Annotated in this window: 13 protein-coding genes; 10 read left to right on the top strand and 3 right to left on the bottom strand. The window is 73.1% G+C overall.

Annotated features, from left to right (window positions below; genetic code table 11):
- Positions 1-25: 25 nt before the first annotated feature.
- Both ACIRPU_RS39810 and ACIRPU_RS39805 read left to right on the top strand, forming a co-directional pair.
- Positions 26-3,997 carry a trypsin-like peptidase domain-containing protein gene (locus ACIRPU_RS39810; protein ID WP_403876694.1) on the top strand — a complete coding sequence of 1,324 codons (3,972 nt, stop codon included), beginning with the start codon at positions 26-28 and terminating at the stop codon, positions 3,995-3,997.
- Between the two features lie 157 nt (positions 3,998-4,154).
- Positions 4,155-5,099 (top strand): bifunctional riboflavin kinase/FAD synthetase, encoded by a 945-nt coding sequence (locus tag ACIRPU_RS39805; RefSeq protein ID WP_385567875.1) that lies wholly within the window; start codon positions 4,155-4,157, stop codon positions 5,097-5,099.
- Positions 5,100-5,239: 140 nt separating this feature from the next.
- Here the strand turns inward: ACIRPU_RS39805 and ACIRPU_RS39800 are convergent, their stop codons facing one another.
- The 3 genes from ACIRPU_RS39800 to eccE form a co-directional block, all read right to left on the bottom strand.
- Entirely contained in the window at positions 5,240-8,638 is a 3,399-nt protein-coding gene (locus tag ACIRPU_RS39800) for an SCO5717 family growth-regulating ATPase (protein WP_403876691.1), read from the bottom strand.
- 321 nt (positions 8,639-8,959) lie between these two features.
- Positions 8,960-9,739, bottom strand: a complete 780-nt coding sequence (locus ACIRPU_RS39795; protein WP_403876688.1) for a hypothetical protein — start codon at positions 9,737-9,739, stop codon at positions 8,960-8,962.
- Positions 9,736-11,061, bottom strand: coding sequence for a type VII secretion protein EccE (gene eccE / locus ACIRPU_RS39790; RefSeq protein ID WP_403876685.1), 1,326 nt, complete (start codon positions 11,059-11,061; stop codon positions 9,736-9,738). Before eccE ends, ACIRPU_RS39795 begins: the two co-directional genes overlap by 4 nt.
- Before the next feature lie 202 nt (positions 11,062-11,263).
- Here eccE and eccB point away from each other — a divergent pair, with 202 nt between their 5' ends.
- The 8 genes from eccB to ACIRPU_RS39750 all read left to right on the top strand — a co-directional run bounded on the left by eccB (position 11,264) and on the right by ACIRPU_RS39750 (position 18,619).
- Positions 11,264-12,790 (top strand): type VII secretion protein EccB, encoded by a 1,527-nt coding sequence (eccB, locus tag ACIRPU_RS39785; protein ID WP_403876682.1) that lies wholly within the window; start codon positions 11,264-11,266, stop codon positions 12,788-12,790.
- A 230-nt stretch (positions 12,791-13,020) separates the two neighbouring features.
- The gene (gene mycP, locus ACIRPU_RS39780; RefSeq protein WP_403876751.1) at positions 13,021-14,241 is read left to right on the top strand and encodes a type VII secretion-associated serine protease mycosin; all 1,221 of its coding nucleotides are present in this window, start codon (positions 13,021-13,023) and stop codon (positions 14,239-14,241) included.
- Positions 14,242-14,364: 123 nt separating this feature from the next.
- Positions 14,365-14,784, top strand: a complete 420-nt coding sequence (locus ACIRPU_RS39775) for a WXG100 family type VII secretion target (protein WP_403876680.1) — start codon at positions 14,365-14,367, stop codon at positions 14,782-14,784.
- Positions 14,785-14,891: 107 nt separating this feature from the next.
- Positions 14,892-15,209 carry a WXG100 family type VII secretion target gene (locus tag ACIRPU_RS39770; RefSeq protein ID WP_403876677.1) on the top strand — a complete coding sequence of 106 codons (318 nt, stop codon included), beginning with the start codon at positions 14,892-14,894 and terminating at the stop codon, positions 15,207-15,209.
- Entirely contained in the window at positions 15,209-16,960 is a 1,752-nt protein-coding gene (locus ACIRPU_RS39765) for an RNase A-like domain-containing protein (RefSeq protein WP_403876674.1), read from the top strand. The genes ACIRPU_RS39770 and ACIRPU_RS39765 overlap by 1 nt, the downstream gene beginning before the upstream one ends.
- A 17-nt stretch (positions 16,961-16,977) precedes the next feature.
- Positions 16,978-17,541, top strand: coding sequence for a hypothetical protein (locus ACIRPU_RS39760; protein WP_403876673.1), 564 nt, complete (start codon positions 16,978-16,980; stop codon positions 17,539-17,541).
- A gap of 59 nt (positions 17,542-17,600) precedes the next feature.
- Positions 17,601-17,900: an RNase A-like domain-containing protein gene (locus ACIRPU_RS39755; protein ID WP_403876670.1), complete on the top strand. Its 300-nt coding sequence runs from the start codon at positions 17,601-17,603 to the stop codon at positions 17,898-17,900.
- 23 nt (positions 17,901-17,923) lie between these two features.
- The gene (locus tag ACIRPU_RS39750) at positions 17,924-18,619 is read left to right on the top strand and encodes a contact-dependent growth inhibition system immunity protein (RefSeq protein ID WP_403876667.1); all 696 of its coding nucleotides are present in this window, start codon (positions 17,924-17,926) and stop codon (positions 18,617-18,619) included.
- Positions 18,620-18,723: the final 104 nt, after the last annotated feature.

The raw sequence follows: 18,723 nt of genomic DNA, 5'->3' as shown, positions 1-18,723 counted from the left end.
CGCGGGCGCGGCGGGAGGTACGACGATGGCGGGACGAGGCCCGCGGACACCGCGGCACGACTCCCTGCGGGGCGCGACCCGGCACCGCCCGGCGGATCCCCCGGGCCCCCCGGATCCCCTGGATCCCCTGGATCCCCTGGATCCCCTGGCCCTTTCGGATCCCCTGGCCCCTTCGGATGCTCCGGACCGCCCGGACGCGGTCCTCTCCTCGGACTTCGGCGCCGCCGCCGATGCCTCGCTCGTCCGGATCCGCGACCTGGCCGGCCGGCCGCGCGGCACCGGGTTCGTCGCCGATCACCACGGCACGGTGGTCACCAGTCATGAAGCGGTCGACGGCCTGCCCCGGCTCGTCCTGTACGCCGCCGACGACCGCAGCTGCGTCGTGACCGCCGACGCGGTCACCCCCCTCCCGGAACTCGACCTGGCCCTCGTCCGCACCGAGGGCCTCGGCGCCGCCCCGCTGCCGGTGACCGTGCGGGACGGCGTCGAGACCGGCCGGTACGTCCGGCTGGTCGCCGGCTGCTGGCGCGAGGCGCGGGTGCTGGCCGAGACGTCCGTGACGTACACGGCGACGGACCGCTTCCACCTCCTCGACGACGCCCTGGAGCTGGCGATCGGCACAGCGGGCCGGGACGCGCTGCGGCTGGGCGGTGGCGCGGCCGGGGGACCGGTCCTCGACGCCGAGACCGGCGCGGTCGTCGCCGTCCTCGGCACGGCGCTCCAGTCCGGCCACCGCGACGTCGGCTTCGCCGTGCCGCTGCGCCCCCGGATCCCGACGACCGACGAGATCCCACTGACCGACGCCAGGCCGGCGGCCGACGGAAAACCTGCGGGCCTGCCGCCGGGCGGCGACATGAGTGACGGCACAGCGACGACGGCGCCGCCCGCGGGCGTGGGTGAGGCTCCGCCGAGTGCGGGTGCGGGTGCGGGTGCGGGTGCCGCTCGCGCGGGCGGTGAGGGTGGCGGTTCTGCGGGGACGGGCTCTGCGGGGACGGGCTCTGCGCGGACGGGGACCGGGTCCTGGGTGGCCGGGCCGGGGGCGGGGCTTCCCGTCGACGGTCCGCTGGCCGAGCTGCTCGCCCGTAACGCGGCCACCGTGCCCGCCTACGGCGCCGACCTCAACCTGGCCGGTCTCCTCGAGCTCACGGCCACGTCCGTCGGTTCGGACGGGCCGCCCGGAGCGCTGTCCGGCCCCCTCGGCCGCACCGCGACCGGTTCCTCCGCCGCCGCGGAACCCATCGAACGCGCCGTCTCGGCAAGGGAGTTCGCCGTTTTCGAGACGAGCCCGGCGACCGTCCTCGGCCTCGTCGGCGCACCGGGCAGCGGCCGGACGACGGAACTCGCCGCCCTCGCCGCGCGCCGCGACCGGGGCGCACGACCGGCCCCCACCCTGTGGCTGCGCGGCGCCGACCTGGGGGCCGACGACGACTCCCTCGCCGACGCGGCCCGCCGGGCACTGAACCGCGCGGCACGCATCGTGACGGCAGCGGGCGGCGCGCCGGCGGGCACGGCAGGGGGCACGGCGACGAATTCGGGGCGGGGGCCGAGGGGCGACCTGTCCGGGCCGTCCGGCCCCCGCGGCCTCGGTGACGTCACTCCCGAGCGGCTCGCCCGCCTCGCCCGAGCCGTCGGACGCCCCCTGCTGCTGCTCCTCGACGGGCCCGAGGAGATGCCCTCGGTCCTCGCGCACCGGCTCGCCGAGTGGACCGAGGGCACGGCCGACTGGTTGCGGGAGACGGGCACGCGGCTGGTGGTGGCCTGTCGGGCGGAGTACTGGGAACGGGCAGGGGCGGAGTTCCCGCCGGAGCTGCTCCACGGGGCCGTGTCGGCCGGGGACCCGCTCCCGCCCTGCGTCCGCCTCGGCGACCTCACCGCCGACGAGGCGCGCGAGGCCCGCGCCCGCTACTCCGTACCCGAGGGCGCGCTCGCCGCCCCCGACGACCGGCACCCGCTCACGCTCCGTCTCCTCTCCGAGGTCCGGGCCGCCCTCCCCGGCCCGCAGGACCCGGCGCCCGTCGACCGCGACGACGTCCTGTCCGCCTACCTCGACCTGATGTGCCTACGGGTCGCGGTCCGCCTCGCCGCCGAGAACGGGCTGCGCGGCACCGCCGTACGCAGGCTCGCGGCGAAGGTCTCCGGTCAGGTGCACGAGGCCGCCCGCCGCAGTCTCGGGCCGGGGCAGGGCGAACTGGACCGGGCGTCGTTCGAGGCCGTGTTCCCCTGGGGCCCGGCGCCGGCCCGCCTGGGCGGCGGCGTCGGCTGGGCGTCGGCCGTCCTCACCGAGGGCCTCCTCGTGCCCGCGGGCAGCGGCTACCGCTTCGCCCACGAGGAACTCGCCGACTGGATCCAGGGCATCCACCTCGACCTGGACGAGGCACTGCGCGCCCTGGTCCACCGCCGTCGCGCGCCCGGCGGTCGGCATCTGCTGCCCGTCCCGCACCACCGGGTCGGTCCCGTCGTCCAGGCCCTGTTGCTCCTCGCCCGCCAGCAGGGCCCGCACCGACTCGCGCTACGGCTACGGGAGTTGGTCCACGCCCTGGACGCCGACCCGGACTCGTGGTGGGCCGCCCGGCTGCTCACCGAGACACTGCTGCGCGTCCCGGACGCGACGCCGTACACGGGCGTCCTGTGCCTGCTGGCGGACCTGATCGGCGCCGGGGCCCAGCCGCACGGCCGGTTCGTGGACTTCGGTCCCGCGTTCTGGACCGGGCTCGCCCTGCCCGCCGACGCCCGCCTCGACCTGCTGCGCCGTCTGGTCCTCGCCGACGGCGCCCCGCACGACGCGGACGCGCCCCGCTACCTGGACGCCGTCGCCCGGCTCCTCGCCGCCGACCCCACCGCCGTACAGCCGTGCCTCACCCACTGGTTCGACGACGAGCGGCCGCTGCCCGCGACCCCGCACGCCACCGTGGCGACGGCCGCGCAGGCGCTGCTGCACACCCACCGGCACCGCGCGCTGGACGACCTCACGGAGGCCCTCGTCGACTGCGCGCATCCCCGCGCCGACGAGCTGCTCGCCGTACTGGCGGAGGAGGAGCCGTCCGCGCTGTGCCGGGCCGTCGACCGCTGGTCGCACGACGAACGGCAGGACCGGCGGGTCGCCGCGACGACGTACGGACTGCGCGCCGCCCCGCACATCCGGACGGAGGCCGACCACCGGTTGCTGCGCTACGCGGCGCTCGTCCTGCTGGCCCGTCCCGCCGACCACGCTCTGCACGGTGGCGCGCTGGCCCTCCTCGTCCGGGATCCCGAGACCCGCTCCCGGCACCTTCCGCAGGCGCTGGAGCGGTTCACCGCGGGCGACCCGCAGCTGCCGCCGAGCGCGCTGCTCGCCGCCCTGGGCACACACCCCGAGCCGGTCCTGGACGCCTTCAGGTCCCGCCTGCGCGGTCCCGACCGCGCGGACACCGGCAGCGTCCTGCGCGCCCTCGCCGACGTCACCACGCCCGCCCTGGCCCAGCGGGTCGCCGCTCTCGTCCGGGAGGCGGTGGAGCGGCGACCGGAGGCCGCCGGGCAGGTGGCCGCGTACGTCGACCGGCGCCTCGACCACGGTCCCGTCGCCCGGGCCGTCCTCCTGCCGCTGGTCACGGGACTGCTGGACGGCGGCGGGCCCGAGCAGGTGCGGGCCGCCCTGGCCGGCGTACTGGCGGCGCCCGGGGCCCCGGAGTCCCGGCCCCTGCGTGACGAACTGCTGGAGCACCTCCTCACCCACGAACGCGCCCCGGAGGTCCTGGACGCCGTGCTGCACGGGGCGGCCGGGCGCAGCGGCGAGGACCTGCGCGCCCTCGTCCACCGCACCGGCCTCCTCCTGGTCCGCACCCCCGACGGCGCGACCCGCTTCGACCGCGGTCTGGTCGAGTCGGCCCGGCACGTCCCGGGCTTCGCCGCGCAGGTGGTGGGCTGGCTCACGGACGCGCCGGGGGAGTGGGCGGTGGTGGTCGGCCCCAGCGCCCGCCGGACGATCGAGAACCTGGCGGGGGCACGGGTGCCCGCGTGACACGGCCGCCTCCGTGAGGCGTCGCGACGTGGCCCGACTCACGTGGGTCGGGTCACAGCCCCCATGCCGATGCGGGCCGGAAGCACCCGGCATGGCACCCTTAGTCCTGCGTAAGAGGCAATGGTAGATACGGACACGGGTTCGAGGAGCGGTCACAGTGCAACGCTGGCGTGGCTTGGAGGACATCCCCGAGGACTGGGGACGCAGCGTCGTCACCATCGGCTCCTACGACGGAGTCCACCGCGGGCACCAGCTGATCATCCGGCACGCCGTGGACCGCGCCCGTGAGCTGGGCGTTCCCGCCGTCGTCGTCACCTTCGACCCGCACCCCAGCGAGGTCGTCCGCCCCGGCAGCCATCCGCCGCTGCTCGCCCCGCACCACCGCCGCGCCGAGCTGATGGCCGAACTGGGCGTGGACGCGTCGCTGATCCTCCCCTTCACCACCGAGTTCTCGAAGCTGTCCCCGGCGGACTTCGTGGTCAAGGTCCTGGTCGACAAGCTGCACGCCAAGGCGGTCGTCGAGGGCCCGAACTTCCGCTTCGGCCACAAGGCGGCGGGCAACGTCGAGTTCCTCGCCGAGCAGGGCAAGGTCTACGACTTCGACGTCGAGGTCGTCGACCTGGTGCTGTGCGGTGAGGCGGGCGGCGGGCAGCCGTTCTCCTCGACGCTGACCCGCCGGCTGGTCTCCGAGGGCGATGTCGCGGGCGCCGGCGAGATCCTCGGCCGCCCGCATCGGGTGGAGGGGGTCGTGGTGCGCGGGGCGCAGCGGGGGCGGGAACTCGGCTTCCCGACCGCCAACGTCGAGACCCTGCCCCACACCGCGATCCCGGCGGACGGCGTCTACGCGGGCTGGCTGCACGCGAACGGCGAGGCGATGCCGGCCGCGATCTCCGTCGGCACCAACCCGCAGTTCGACGGCACGGAGCGCACGGTGGAGGCGTACGCCATCGACCGCGTCGGCCTCGACCTCTACGGCCTGCATGTCGCCGTCGACTTCCTCGCCTTCGTGCGCGGCCAGGCGAAGTTCGAGTCGCTGGAAGGGCTGCTGGAGCAGATGGCCGAGGACGTGAAGCGCTGCAAGGAGCTGGTGGCGGCGCGCTAGCCGCCCCCTCGTCCCCTCGGGGTTCGACCTACTGACGGCCGAAGGGCGGCCGGTGTCCCAGGACACCGGCCGCCCTTCGGCGTTCTCGCTACTGCCTCGTACTGTCTCGCTACCGCCTTATCGCTGCCTCACTGTCCGCCTCACTGCTGCGGAGGTTGCCCGTGCTGAGGGGCCTCGGGGTGCTGCGGGTAGCCGTAGCCGGCCTGGGGATACCCCGGCTGCTGCTGCTGCGGATACGGCTGACCCGGCTGCTGCGGATACGGCTGCCCCTGGGGCTGACCCTGCTGCGGGGGGTACGGCTGCCCGGGGCCGGGCTGGGGCGCCTGCGGGTACGGCTGACCTGCCTGCGGCGGGTAGGGCTGCCCGGGCACCGGCTGGCCCGGCATCTGCTGGCCCGGCATCGGCGGGGCGGCCACCGGCGGCGGGTTGCCGTCGCTGGTCCAGAGGCCCTGGCGCTGCTGGTGGCGGATGAAGTCCTCCGCGACCATCGCCGTGAGGTTGAAGTACGCCTCCCGGACCTTCGGCCGCATCATGTCGAGGTCGACCTCGGCGCCCGCGGCCAGATGCTCGTCGAACGGCACGACGACGACACCGCGGCAGCGGGTCTCGAAGTGCGACACGATGTCGTCGACCTTGATCATCTTGCCGGTCTCGCGCACCCCGGAGATGACGGTGATGGACCGTGAGACGAGCTCCGCGTACCCGTGCGCGGACAGCCAGTCCAGCGTCGTGCTGGCGCTGCTCGCACCGTCCACGGACGGCGTGGAGATGATGATGAGCTGGTCGGCGAGGTCGAGCACCCCGCGCATGGCGCTGTAGAGCAGACCGGTACCGGAGTCGGTGAGGATGATCGGGTACTGGTTGCCGAGCACGTCGATCGCACGCCGGTAGTCCTCGTCGTTGAACGTCGTGGAAACGGCCGGGTCGACGTCGTTGGCGATGATCTCCAGGCCGGACGGCGCCTGAGAGGTGAACCGCCGGATGTCCATGTACGAGTTGAGGTACGGGATCGCCTGGACGAGGTCACGGATCGTCGCCCCGGTCTCGCGCCGCACCCGGCGGCCGAGCGTGCCGGCGTCCGGGTTGGCGTCGATCGCGAGGATCTTGTCCTGGCGTTCGGTGGCGAGGGTGGAGCCGAGCGCGGTGGTCGTCGTGGTCTTGCCCACGCCACCCTTGAGGCTGATGACGGCGATCCGGTAGCAGGACAGCACCGGCGTGCGGATCATCTCCAGCTTGCGCTGCCGTTCGGCCTCCTCCTTCTTGCCGCCGAGCTTGAAGCGGGAGGAAGCGGCGGCGGGTCGTCCGCTCTTCGCCTTCTGCCGCTTGTTGTTGAGCAGCCGGTCGGAGGACAGCTCCACGGCGGCCGTGTAACCCAGCGGCGCGGCACCGGGGTTGACCGGCTGCCGATGGTCGTGCTGGATCGGCTGCGGCCAGGCGGCCCCGGCCCGGGGATCGACGGGCGGCTGGGGATGTTGGGGGTGCTGGGCGTGCTGGGGCTGCGCCGGGTCCTGCGAAGCGTCGGGGGCGTGCGGGTGCTGCGGTGTCTGCGCGGCATGCGGCTGGGGCTGGGGCGGCTGCCCGGGGAAGCCCTGCGGCCCTCCCTGCGGGGCTCCTTGCGGGAACCCCTGGGGTGCGGCCGCCGGGGGCTGCCCGTCCGCCTGCTGCGGGATACCCGGCTGCGGGAAGCCGGGGTACGACGCTTGCGGCTGCTGCGGCTGCTGCGGCTGCTGCGGTGCCGGGGGCTGGGGGAAGCCGTATCCGGCGGGGGAGTGGGCGTGGGCGTCGGCAGGCGGTTGGGGTGCCGGAGGCGCCGGTTGTGGTCCAGGGATGGGCGCCGTGGGTCCGGCGTTCTGCTGGGGGAAGCCGTAGCCGCTGGGGGCCGGCGGTGCGTCGGTGGGCTGGGGGTAGCCGTAACCGGCGGGCGGTTGGGGTGCCGGAGCGCCCGGTTGAGGCTGAGGGGCGGGGGCCGGAGCGCCGCCGGGGTGCGGGAAGCCGTAGCCCGGCTGCGGGGCAGGAGGCTGCTGGGCCGCCGGGGCGGGAGCGGGGGGCTGCGGGAAGCCGTAGCCCGGCTGCGGTGCGGCGGGGGCCGGCTCCGGGGCCGGCGGGTTCCAGCCGACCGGCGCGGGCGGGGCCGGCTGCGGCTGGACGGGCGGGTGAACGGGCGGTTGTTGGACAGGCGCGGGAGCGTGCGCCACGGCATCGGCGGCCTGTGGCTGTGCCGGCCAGTGAGCCGCCGGTGCGGGGGCCGCCGGCTGGTACGACGGAGGCAGGGGAGGCAGCTCGCCCTGCGGGGCCGGCGGGGGAGTCCAGGCGGGCTGCGCGGCGGGAACGGCGTCCTGGGGTGCGCTGCCCTGAGGCTCGGCGGGGCCCGTGGGAACGGCGTCCGAGGGCTCCTCGACGGCGGAGTCGTTCTGGGGGGCCGCGTCCTCGAAGACGTCGTCGCCGTCGGGCGCGGGGCCCGTCACGGCTTCGGCGTCCTGGATCGCGGCCTCGTCGCCCGCGGGGACCTCGGAGACGCCTTCCCCGTCCGGTGCGGCGCCGCTTTCGTCGGCCGCACCGTCGGTTCGGACTGCTGCCTCGGCCTCGGCGTCGCCGTCCGATACGCCCGCATCGGCGGATTGATCCACTGTATCCGCAGCATCCGCTGCATCCGGCGTATCCACTGCATCCGGGGCCTCGGAGGGCACATAGCCGGCCGAGGGGGAATCGGCGGCCTCGGCCCGCGGCGCCGCGGGCTCGGCCTGCACGGCAGCGGCGTGCTCCGCGATCTCCCGCTTGAGGGCGGCCGAGGAGAAGCGCATGGTCGCACCGCTCTCCAGGTCCCCGTTTCCGGAACCGCCCTGCTCGTCACCCGGCGAAGCCGCCGTGGCTCCCCACTGGGCCTCGGCCTGCTGCTGGTGAGGCTGCGGCTGCGGCTCGAACCCGCTGCCCGCCGGAAGCCCCGGCACGGCGACCGACCCCGCGCCGGGGGGCACGGAGGGAGCCGCCGGAACGGGCTGAACGGGCTGAACGGGCGGTGCGGGCGGTGCGGGCGGTGCGGGAGGTGCGGGCGGCGCCGGAGGAGCCACCGGAGTGACCGGCGCGCCCGGCGCGGCCAGCGGGAAAGCCCCGTCCGGTGCGGGCGGTGCGGCCGGCGTGAACGGAGCCTCCGGTGCGGGTGGTGCCGGGTGCGCGGCCGAGGTGAACGGCACTTCCGGCGCAGGCGATGCAGGCGCAGCCGGTGCGGCCGGTGCGGGCGCAGTGACCGGTGCAGGCGGCGCCGGCGGAGTGGCCGGCGCCCCAGGCGTACCCGCCGCCCCCGTGTCCGCGCCCGCGTCTGGCCCAGCCCCGGGTACCGGACCCGGTGCCGGGCCGGGCGCCGGGCCGGGTGTCGCGGTCGGTGTCTGACCCGCACCGCCGCCCGTGTTCTGCGTGTACCAAGCCGGCGGGGCGTAGTCGATGGTGAACTCGCCCGTCGCCTCGACGCCGGACTCCGCGTCGGGCTGGTCATCGCCGGGTGTGGCCCAGCCCCCGCGGATCCCGTCCCGATCGCTGCTCACAATTCCTCCTGATGTGGTCGAGCACCCTCATGCCGTGCCGGGGCGACCATTTGCTTGTCTTCCTTGAGTGGTTCGAGGCCGTCTGACGTCGTCCGATGCGGCTTTCCCCCGGAGACGCCGACGTCCACCCCATGGTTTCCGGCATCGCGCCCCGTACCAGCCTAATCATCAAAGGGCCCACCTCGGCAGGCCCGCCCACCCCTCAGCACCAGTCCACCACGTCACGCACCCCCCGAAAGGGCCGCGCAAGCGCTTCAGGTCACTCGGCAAAACGGCCATACCGGCCGAAGTGCCGCATGGGTGAAGGGAGAAGTCGCCGCGTCAGTCCATCCGTCTCGGTGTGCCCAGCAACCCGATCTCCGCATCCGTGGGTTGCGTCATGACGTACTGCCGGTCGCGGTCGGCGCACCACAGGGTGAACCCGTCGGTGAGCGTGGGCAGCGCCTCCACGTCCTCGCGGGGCAGCGACAACGCGCGGCCCAGTTCCGCGGCCTCGTCCGGCGAGATCCGCTGCACCCCGACGAGCCGGGCCTGCCGGACCAGTCGAGGGGCGACCGGACTGAGATACGGCAGCAGCGTCAGCACGGCCTGCCAGGGCCCGGAGGTGACCCGGCCGCGCGGCGGGCGCATCCCGCAGTCCCGCACCACCAGCACGGGCGTACCCGCCGAGGCGCCCTGCGGAGGCACCCGGCCGACCTCGTACACGGCGAGCCCGTTGTGCCCGCCGCCCATCGCGTGCACCATCTGCACCCATGCCTGCGGCCGCCCGGTCTCCACGGCCACCCGGGCCCCGGTCGCGGCCGTCCTCAGCGCGAGGACCTGCGCGGTCCACAGCCCGCCGATCAGGACGACGTCGTACGGCGTGGGCCGGTTGATCCCCAGCACGGCAGGCCGCCCCTGGGCGCCGACGCCGATGACGACACCGTCGTCCCCGATGGGCAGCGCGAGCGTGGCCAGTTGGTCCGCGGACACCGAGTGCCGTCCGTGCCGCGGACCGATCAGGCCGAAGCCGCTGCGCGGCGAACGGCGGCGTCCGGGCCGGCCGGCGGACGGCTCCGGTTCGCCGGACGAGGCGGCTCCGTGGGGCGTCGTCGCCGTCACCGAGTACCTCCGAGCGGCAGCGTCGCGAGCATGCCGGGCACCTGCTCCCGGTCGAGACGGGCGAGCCCGGCGCCGGTGTGCCGGGCCGCGCCCTGCACCGCCCGCCGGGCGGCGACGAGTTCGTCGTCGCTGCGCCCCGTCACCCGGATGTGCCCGGACAGGGACACCTCCTGCCGTTCACCGCGCGCGAGGGTGACGCTGAACGTGGTGGCGAGCGCCGGAACGGCCGTGACCAGGGCGACGAACTGCGGCAGCGACGGGCCGTCGCCGCCCAGCGCGGGCCACCGGCGCAACCAGTACGTGGTGTGACGGCGGTTGTCGCAGCGCCAGCTCCGGCTGGACTCCTCGGTCCGCCGCTCCACCGTCCCGGTCCGCCCGGCCTCCGCCGTCACCAGCGGGTTGGCGCAGGCGGACGTGGCGAAGGCGGCCGTCAGCTCCTCCTCGTCGAGGACGGTCGCCCGGAATCCGGCGCCGGTCAGCCGGCTCGCGAGGTGGTCCACCGCCCGTACGACGCACTTCTGCGCCCCGATCGCACCGCCACCGCGGACGGCCACGGCCTGCGGACACAGCTCCGGATCCAGCTTCAGGGCGATCCAGGTGATGCGTACCGCCGGCGCCCCGGTCTGCTCCTGCAAGGGCGCGTAGTTGGCCACGGCCACGGACTGCGGGGGCAGATGCAGCGCGGGCGCGGGCTGGGTGTGCAGCACGATCTGCGCGGACTCCAGCCGGATCCCGTCCACCTCGAGGGCGTCCCGCACCAGGGCGAGCGGCAGGGGCTGCCGGCCGCGCTCGGCCCGCAGCGCGGTCGTGTCCGCCTCCACCTGAAGAACGGCGGTGACGAACGTGCCGTCCCCGACGATCCCCACGGGCCGCCGGTCACGGCCGCCGTACGCGTACGTCCGCAGCCCGGGATCGCATTCCACGACAGGCCCGAACCCCGGTTCCGTCCCGGCCGGTATCTCCAGCCGCGCGGCCAGCCGTCGACGGGTCTTCAGTTCCCGTGCCGTGGCCAGCCACTGCGGAAGCGTGCGGCCGCGACGGTGGACGAAGGCGAGGGCCACCAGCAGGGCGGCGAGCACCGCCGCCGCCACGAGCGCCACCGGACCGCTCACCCAGCCGATGAGCAGCACGGCGGCCGCGATCTCCAGCAGGACGAGGCGTTGCAAGCGGAATGTCCCGCCCCGCCCCGCGCGCGTCCTGAGGTGCGGAGCGCCCGGCGCCGACGACCCCTCGGACCGCTCGGGCGGCCGTGGACCGGTCGTCGAGGAGCCCCGCGTGCGCGACCGGCCGACGGAGATCCCGCCCGTTCCCGAAACCCTCACGCCGTCCCCCCGTTCCGCTCACGACCCGCCCCGATTCCAGCACCGCACAGGGCACTCGACGGCCCGGGAACCCTACCCGCTCCTCGAGTCCCCATGGTTACCGGGCATAGTAGGTGGCCGCTCTGACATCGGAGACGGGGAGCCGGTCAACCGCGCTGCGGACCACGCGGATCGGCCGGAAAACGGGGAGAGACGGGCACAGATGGCATCTCGGCGGGACCAGCTCAACGCCTACACCTTCGCGAAGCGCCGGATGCTCGCGGCCTTCCTCCAGTCGTCGCCCGACGGCTCGGAGGAGGGGGCGCCGCGGCCGTTGCGCTCGATCCTGCCCGGAATCGTCGTCGGGGTGCTCGTGATGGCCGTCTTCGGGGCGTGGGGCATGTTCAGACCGACCGCGCCGAAGGGCTGGGACACGCCCAACGCCAAGGTGATCGTCGCGAGCAAGTCGACCACCCGCTATGTCGTGTTGCGGACCGGGGACGAGGTCCAGCTGCACCCGGTCCTCAACATGGCCTCCGCCAAACTGCTCCTGGAGGAGGGACAGGGCGAGGTGGTGACCGTCTCGGAGTCCGTCCTCGACAGCGGCGAGATCCCGCACGGCGTCACCGTCGGCATCCCGTACGCCCCCGACCGGCTGCCCTCGGCGTCCGAGGCGGGCGAGGCGAAGCGATGGGTGGTCTGCGAGCGGCCGAGCGCGGGGGGCGGGGACTCCGTCCAGAAGGCTGCGCTGGTCCTGGCCGCCCGCGAGAAGGACGCGACCGAGGGCACGGGGCGTCTGCACGACGGCCAACTGCTCTATGTGGCGGACCCGGACGGCAGGCGCTACGTCGTGGACGCGGGCGGCACGGCGTACCCGGTGGGCAAGAGCGACGAGTTGCTGCTGCGCGCGGTGGTCGGTTCCGGCCGGGCGCCCCAACGGGTGTCGGCGGAGTGGCTCGCGACCCTGCACCAGGGCGATCCGATCGCCTTCCCGGACGTCCCCGGGCAGCCGGGCGAGGCGGCGGGCGCACCGGGCCAGCTGGACGCGTCGGCCGACCGGGTCGGCATGGTGCTCAAGGCGTTCGACAACAACACCGAGCAGTACTACGTGGTGTTGAGCGGCCGCGTCGCCCCCGTGTCCGCCTTCGTCGCCCAACTGCTGCTGTTCAGCAAGGAACTGGCGCCCCTCGGCCAGGCCGGGCACTCCCGCGAGCTGAGCCCCGGCGTGATCGTGCCGGGCGAGGCGTTCAGCACCGAGCACCGGTGGCCCACCGGTGACCCCGAGCCCGTCAACGAGGCGTCGGGGGCCGCCGGGAGCCGCAGCACGATCTGCAACGTCCTGCGCGGTGTGAACTCCGGCTCGGGCGCCACGACCCTGAGCACCTGGGCGGGCACGGACTTCCCGGCCAAGCTGCCCACCGGCTCCTCCAGCGCCTATGTGACGCCGGGCTCCGGCCAGCTCTACCGCCAGTTCCAGGGTGAGGCGACCAAGGCCGGCCCGGTCTTCCTCGTCACCGACACGGGCCTGCGCTACGTCCTGCAGTCCAACGGCGACAGCGCGACGGACGACGCGGGCATCGGCACCACCGCCGAGCAGCGCGAACAGCAGCAACAGGAGGCGCAGCAGGCGCAGACCCTGCTGGGCTACAAGGACGTCGACCCGGCGCCGATCCCGGCCGCCTGGTCGGAGTTCCTGCCCACCGGCCCCCGCCTGTCCACAGCGGCGGCCCGCCAGCCGCAGGGCTCGTGAGGAGGAGGACGCCGGTGCAGCGGACGACGACCCCCGTGCCGCGGAAGACGACGTCTCGTACGACCGCCCCACTGCCGCGTACGGCCCGGGGACTGCGTACGGCCCGAGGACTGCTTACAGCCCAGGTGCTTACGGCCCGGGGACGGCGTACCGCCCTGGCGCTGCGCACCGCTCTGGCGCTGCGCACCGCTCTGGGGCTGCGCATCGCTCTGAGGCTGCGCATCGCTCTGGTGGGGACCGCGACCCTCCTCACCACGGCCACGGTCCTCGCGCCCCCCGCGTCGGCGGCGGACAAACTGCCCTACTCGGACCAGTGCACGTTCCCCAACGGCGAGTACCCGGGCCGTCCCTGGGCCCTGCAGCGGGTTCTCCTGGACGAGCTGTGGAGCCGCTCCAAGGGCGAGGGCGTCCGCGTGGCCGTCATCGACACGGGCGTGGACGTGAAGAACCCGCAGCTCGCCGACGCGGTGGACGCGAAGGCGGGCCGCAACCTCCTCCCGAAGAACCTCAAGGACGACGACGGCGACCCGATCGAGCGCGGCGCCGAGAACGGCACCACGGACACCGTCGGGCACGGCACCAAGATCGCCGGCATCATCGCGGCCCGCCCCCTCGACGGCACCGGTTTCGTGGGGCTGGCCCCCGAGGCGACCGTCATCCCGATCCAGCAGAACGACGCCGAGGGCCACGGCGACACCGAGTCGCTGGCCGCGGCGATCCGCTACGCCGTACAGGCCGGGGCCGGGGTCATCAACATCTCCCAGGACACGTCCAACGCGGTCAGACCGAGCTCCGACCTGGAGCTGGCCGTCGACGAGGCCCTGGACCGGAACGTCGTGGTCGTGGCGTCGGCGGGCAACGACGGTCTGGGCGGCAACGTCAAGGAGACCTACCCGGCGTCCTACGAGGGCGTCCTCGCGGTCGCCGCCTCGGACCGCAACAACGAACGCGCCTCCTTCTCCCAGTCCGGCGACTTCGTCGGCGTGGCCGCCCCCGGCGTCGACATCGTCTCCACAGTCCCCCAGGGGGGTCACTGCGCCGACAACGGGACGAGCTTCTCGGCGCCGTACGTGGCGGGTGTGGCGGCGCTGCTCAAGGCGAGGCACCCGGACTGGACCGCGCGCGAGATCGTCGCCCAGATCGAGCAGACCGCGGAACGCCCCATCGCGGGCCACGACCGACTCGTCGGCTGGGGCGTCGTCGACCCGGTCCGCGCCCTGACGGAGGACGACCGCCCCATCGAGTCCCCGAGCCCCCGGAACGGCATGGGCGGCGCCGAGGCCCCGAGCCCCGCGAAGTTCCACACCGGCGAAACCCCGGACGAGCGCAACACCCGCCTCGCCACCTACGTCGTCGTCGCGGCGGCGGTGCTGGCGGCGGGTCTCGGCGGCACGGCGGTGGCGATCCGGGACGCGCGGCGAAGGACGCGGAGGGTCGCGGGGGCGGAGTAGGGGTCGGCGGCCATCTCGCCGCGTGTGGGCGGGAGTTCACGCGTGCAGTCACCAACGATTTGTAGGATCATCGCAACCGCAAGCGACTTGTGACGCCTCTGCGACAGGGGACGGAGGTACCGGATGGGTGTGCCCGGAGCGGGTTCAGAACAGGCCGGTGGCCCTCAACTGAGGGTGACCGCGGGGGACCTCACCAAACTCGCCGACGACCTCGACGACATGCAGGATCACCTGGACAAGCAGGTGCGACGCATGGACGCGGTCGTCGACGGCATCGAGGCGGGCTGGCGCGGCCCGGCGGCGTCGGCGTACCGCGACTTCCACCGCGCGGCGGCCGAGGACGCCGTACGCATCCGCGAAGTGATGAAGCTGCTCGAGGAGGCCGTACGGCTGAGCCGGGACGGCTTCTCCCAGGACGACCTCGACGTGCTCGCCCGGATGCGGCGGATCCAGGTGGACGTCGGGAGCGAGGTGGCCAGACTGTCGACGCCGAACATCGGCGCGTCGGCGGCGGCGCCCCGGAGCAGCCTCGACGACCTGTAGCCCTTTCGAACCGCCCTTTCGAACCGCCGTTCCGAACCGCCGTTCCGAACCGCCGTTCCGAACCGCCGTTCCGAACCGCAGTTGCCGAGACGAACACAGGGGGAGTCATGTCGACCGGCGCCGCACCCGACGACGAGCACATAGCCGTTTCCTTCGCCACCCTCGAGGAGCTGGCCACCGACCTGGAGGACATCCTCGAGAAGCTCAACGGCAAGCTGGACGATCTCTACGACCGGGTCGCGCCCGTCGTGCTGTCCTGGCGGGGCGAGACACGCGAGGTCTTCGTCGACAAACTCGACGAGTGGGACCGTTCCGCCCAGGACCTGCAAGCGGCCCAGAAGTGGCTGCACGAGTACGTGACCACGGGGCACACCAACTATGCGGCCGCGCACCTCGCGGTGCTGCGAGGCTGGGGCGGTGCCTGATGGCCGACTGGCGGCCCACCGACGAGCAACGCGCACAGGAGCGGTCGGACGCCCGTACCCGTTCGCCCAGAACGAGCGGCGGCGGCTTCGACCTACAGCCGCAGCATGTGCACTACACCGCGCTCGTGGTGCGAGACGGGCAGTTCGACTACGACAAGGGCGCCAGGGCGCTCGTCGACGTGCTGAACCAGTACAGCCAGTCGGCCGGAACCGGCTGGGGCGCGGACGCCTTCGCGGCGGCGTACGGGTCGGTGAACGAGAAGTTCCTGGAACTCTGGGCGAAGAGCGTGGTCAGCGTGGGCGGTGTCGCCGTCGGCCTGACGGACACGGCCAACAAGTACACCCAGGCCGACTGGTACGCCCGCAAGATGTACGGTCCGCCGCCCGTCGAGAAACCGCTGCCCGCCGTCATCGAGAAGCAGCCCGGATACGGCCCGGTCAACGACATCAAGTGGTCCGGCACCGGCGAGGACGCGGACTCCTGGGACATCTCCGGAATCCTCGGCGAGGTCCCCGACTTCCTCGCCGACGTCATCCGGCCCGCGATCGAGCACGGCCTCAACCTCGGCACGATGCACGAGATCACCCCGGGTGCCAGGGACGAGGACCTCAAGGGCATGGCCACGGCTTGGCGCGCGGTCGAGAAGGACGCGAAGGCGGCGTCGGACAACTTCAACGGCGCCATCAAGTTCATCAGCAACAACAGGGGCAACGACGAGTGGCAGGGCGCGATGAAGGCGTTCTGCCAGACCATCTGGGGCACCACCGAATGGGGCAGAACCTACGACGCCCAGGGCAACCGGGCTTCCATGGGCCGCAGTTGGAAGACGAACCGTAGCGTCGTCCCGGCGAAGCAGCGGCCCATCATAGAGATTCTCCGCCAGACCGCGACCACCGTGCAGGAGAGCCTCGACCATCTGGCCGGCATCCGTCTCAAAACCGCGGAGACGACCACCCGGCTCGGCAAGGAGGCCGCGAAGGCGACGGTCAAGGACCTGACCACGGGCCTCGACCCGTTCGAGCTGACCCGGCTCGCGGCGACCATGGCGTTCGGCGAGATCGTGCTGACGTTCCGCTCGCACATGGACAAGGCTGCCGCCGACAAAGCGGTCGAGGAGTACCACCAGGCCTTCAGCGACGCCGCCACCAAGCTGAAGACACTGGAGACCGATCTCGACGAGGCACTGCTCAGTGTGCCCACGTTCCGCGCGGAGGTGGCTCGCGCGCAGGCGTACGGCGCGCGCTCCCTGAACGACTTCAAGAAGGAACACAGCTGGCAGCGCACGGAGAGCCAGATCCCCTACAAGTACTCCATCGACCTGGCCACCGAGGAGGAACTGAGCGGCGGGCACAGCATCGACAAGCACGTCGGCCTGACGGACGCCCAGCTGACACAGCGGTTGCGGGACGAGGCGACGGGAGGGGGAAAGGTCGATATTCCCGCGGCTTCCTCCTTCACCGACCTGGAATCGGCGCAGTATTACACTCAGCACAATGTCCGTACCAATACGGCGGAAATCGACAAGTGGCTTACAGGCCCGCCTCCTCCGGTTCCGGGTGAAAAGCAGGACTTCTCCGTGGATGCGGTGCCGACGGGGCCTCTGGGGATTCCGGCGGTGACGGGGCGTACGGCGCCGGTCGTGAACGATCAGGCGACGCCACCACAGGACGCTCACGGTGTTCTGACCGTACTCAAATACGATCCGAGCCTGGATCCGCCCTTCGTGGTCCTGACGTCCATGCCCCAATGATGAGTAAGGAGACAGCGATGGCCGAACTCGATGAGCGTTCATGGTCCGACGCGATCGACATGTACGACCGTCGGGCGACCATTGCCAAGGCTACGAGCAGGGAGCACGAGAACTGGGTGCTCGACCTGTCCACCTTGATGCACGGTGACACCCGCGACGCACGCGGCTGGCGCACGGTGGACATCTGGGAGGGCGAACTCGAAAGGCTCGACGAACCGTCCTACCCCTTCGTCATGCCTCCGGAGGTCGTCGCTACGGCGGACTCCTGGAAGCCCTACCTGCATGAGATCCCGCGTTCCCAGGCCGTACGGTTCCTCGTGGCCCTTTCCACTCCCTGGATCGATGTCACAAAGGAAACGGATTTCGAGGAGCGCAGGGAAGACCTTGAAGCGAAGGCCCGTGTCATCCTGTCGCGCTTCCCTGAAGGCTCCCACTTCTATGCGAACACCGGGCACGGCAGCGATACCCGCGACTACTACCAGCGGGTTTCTCGGTGGTACTCCTTTTCCGTGCGCACCTTCGACTTCGGCTTGGTGCTCGTGTCGGAGACGGAACTCGGGATGGTCTGGTCATTCCGCTGATGTGATGCGATCCGCCGAGCTGCCCCGATCCTCCGTTCTGCCCACGATGGAGAAGCCCCTTGCGCACCCGCACTGCCACCTATCACGATCGTGAAGCCGCCCAATGGGCCACCCAGCAGGTCGTCACCGCCAACGAGCAGGTCATCCACCGCTGGCTGGCCGGGTCCACACGCCGACGCCTGACCATCGAGGCATCGTGGCCCTCCCGGCCCGAGCCGGTGGGCCGAGTGCTGCTGCAGGCGATGATGCTGGCCGGCCGGGAGCCCGTTGACGTGCGCGCGGCCCGGGTGGTCCTCCAGCGGGACGCTAGCCGCCCCCATGGTTTCGCTGTTCACGCCACCTTCCCCGTCTACCTGTAGAAACCCTGTAGAGGCTGCCGACCGTGCCCCTGAGCCCCCTCGAACACGACCGCCGCTACGGCGAGCTGGACCAGGTGATCCGCGCCTACGCCGGCCTGCCGGCGGACGACACTCCCGACAGGCCCAGCCTCGCCCTGACCGCCTACCTGCGCCAGACCTGGCACACCCGCCCCTGGGCACTGGCCGTCGCCGAGCGGCAACTGCGCGAGTACGCCGACCACCCGCCCGGCCGACTCCGGCTCCAGCTGGGCGAGTTCTACGCGATCCCGGACGTCGGTCTGCCCGAGGGCGAGATCCAGCAGTGGCTGTACTGCCTGGCCGACCATCTCAAGGACAGCATCGAGCAGGGCGAGGTCCCGCCCCCGGCTGTGCCCGCCACCCACTGGGAGTGGCACGCCCGCTTCCCGGAGCTGGGCCAGTTCCTCGGCGGCTGGTTCTGCCAGGACATGCCGGACGAGTTCGACGACCATGACGCGGCCGTCGACGACTACCGCACCACCACCGACCGGCACCTCGTGGCCCGCCTGGTCGGCGAGCTGCGCGAACTGCTCGCGCTCGCCCTGAACGAGTCCGACTACGCCGTGGCCGTCGCCGAGTTGGGCATGGAGGTCGACCCGCCGACGCCGTACGCGCCCAGCGGATGGCTCGCGCTCGTCGCCGACCGGCTGAGCGCTCCACGCGCCGAGTACGGTCCCGGCTCGCGATCGGATACGCCCTGACCGCCTGACAGGAAGCCGGGGCATCCCGCGGCACGACATCGACGCGCCCGCACGACCGTCTTCCTGCTCACGGCGATGGCCCGTGTCTGCCGCTTCCTGCGCCG

The organism is Streptomyces sp. NPDC102259 (assembly GCF_044766465.1).
GTDB lineage: Bacteria > Actinomycetota > Actinomycetes > Streptomycetales > Streptomycetaceae > Streptomyces.
This window is presented reverse-complemented; position numbering and strand designations above follow the sequence as displayed.

Excerpts from the sequence above, each read along its gene's own strand:
- ACIRPU_RS39775 (WP_403876680.1), top strand. The coding sequence starts at position 14,365 with ATGGGTGTGCCCGGAGCGGGTTCAGAACAGGCCGGTGGCCCTCAACTG.
- ACIRPU_RS39760 (WP_403876673.1), top strand. The coding sequence starts at position 16,978 with ATGGCCGAACTCGATGAGCGTTCATGGTCCGACGCGATCGACATGTAC.
- ACIRPU_RS39770 (WP_403876677.1), top strand. The coding sequence starts at position 14,892 with ATGTCGACCGGCGCCGCACCCGACGACGAGCACATAGCCGTTTCCTTC.
- eccB (WP_403876682.1), top strand. The coding sequence starts at position 11,264 with ATGGCATCTCGGCGGGACCAGCTCAACGCCTACACCTTCGCGAAGCGC.
- ACIRPU_RS39810 (WP_403876694.1), top strand. The coding sequence starts at position 26 with ATGGCGGGACGAGGCCCGCGGACACCGCGGCACGACTCCCTGCGGGGC.
- ACIRPU_RS39765 (WP_403876674.1), top strand. The coding sequence starts at position 15,209 with ATGGCCGACTGGCGGCCCACCGACGAGCAACGCGCACAGGAGCGGTCG.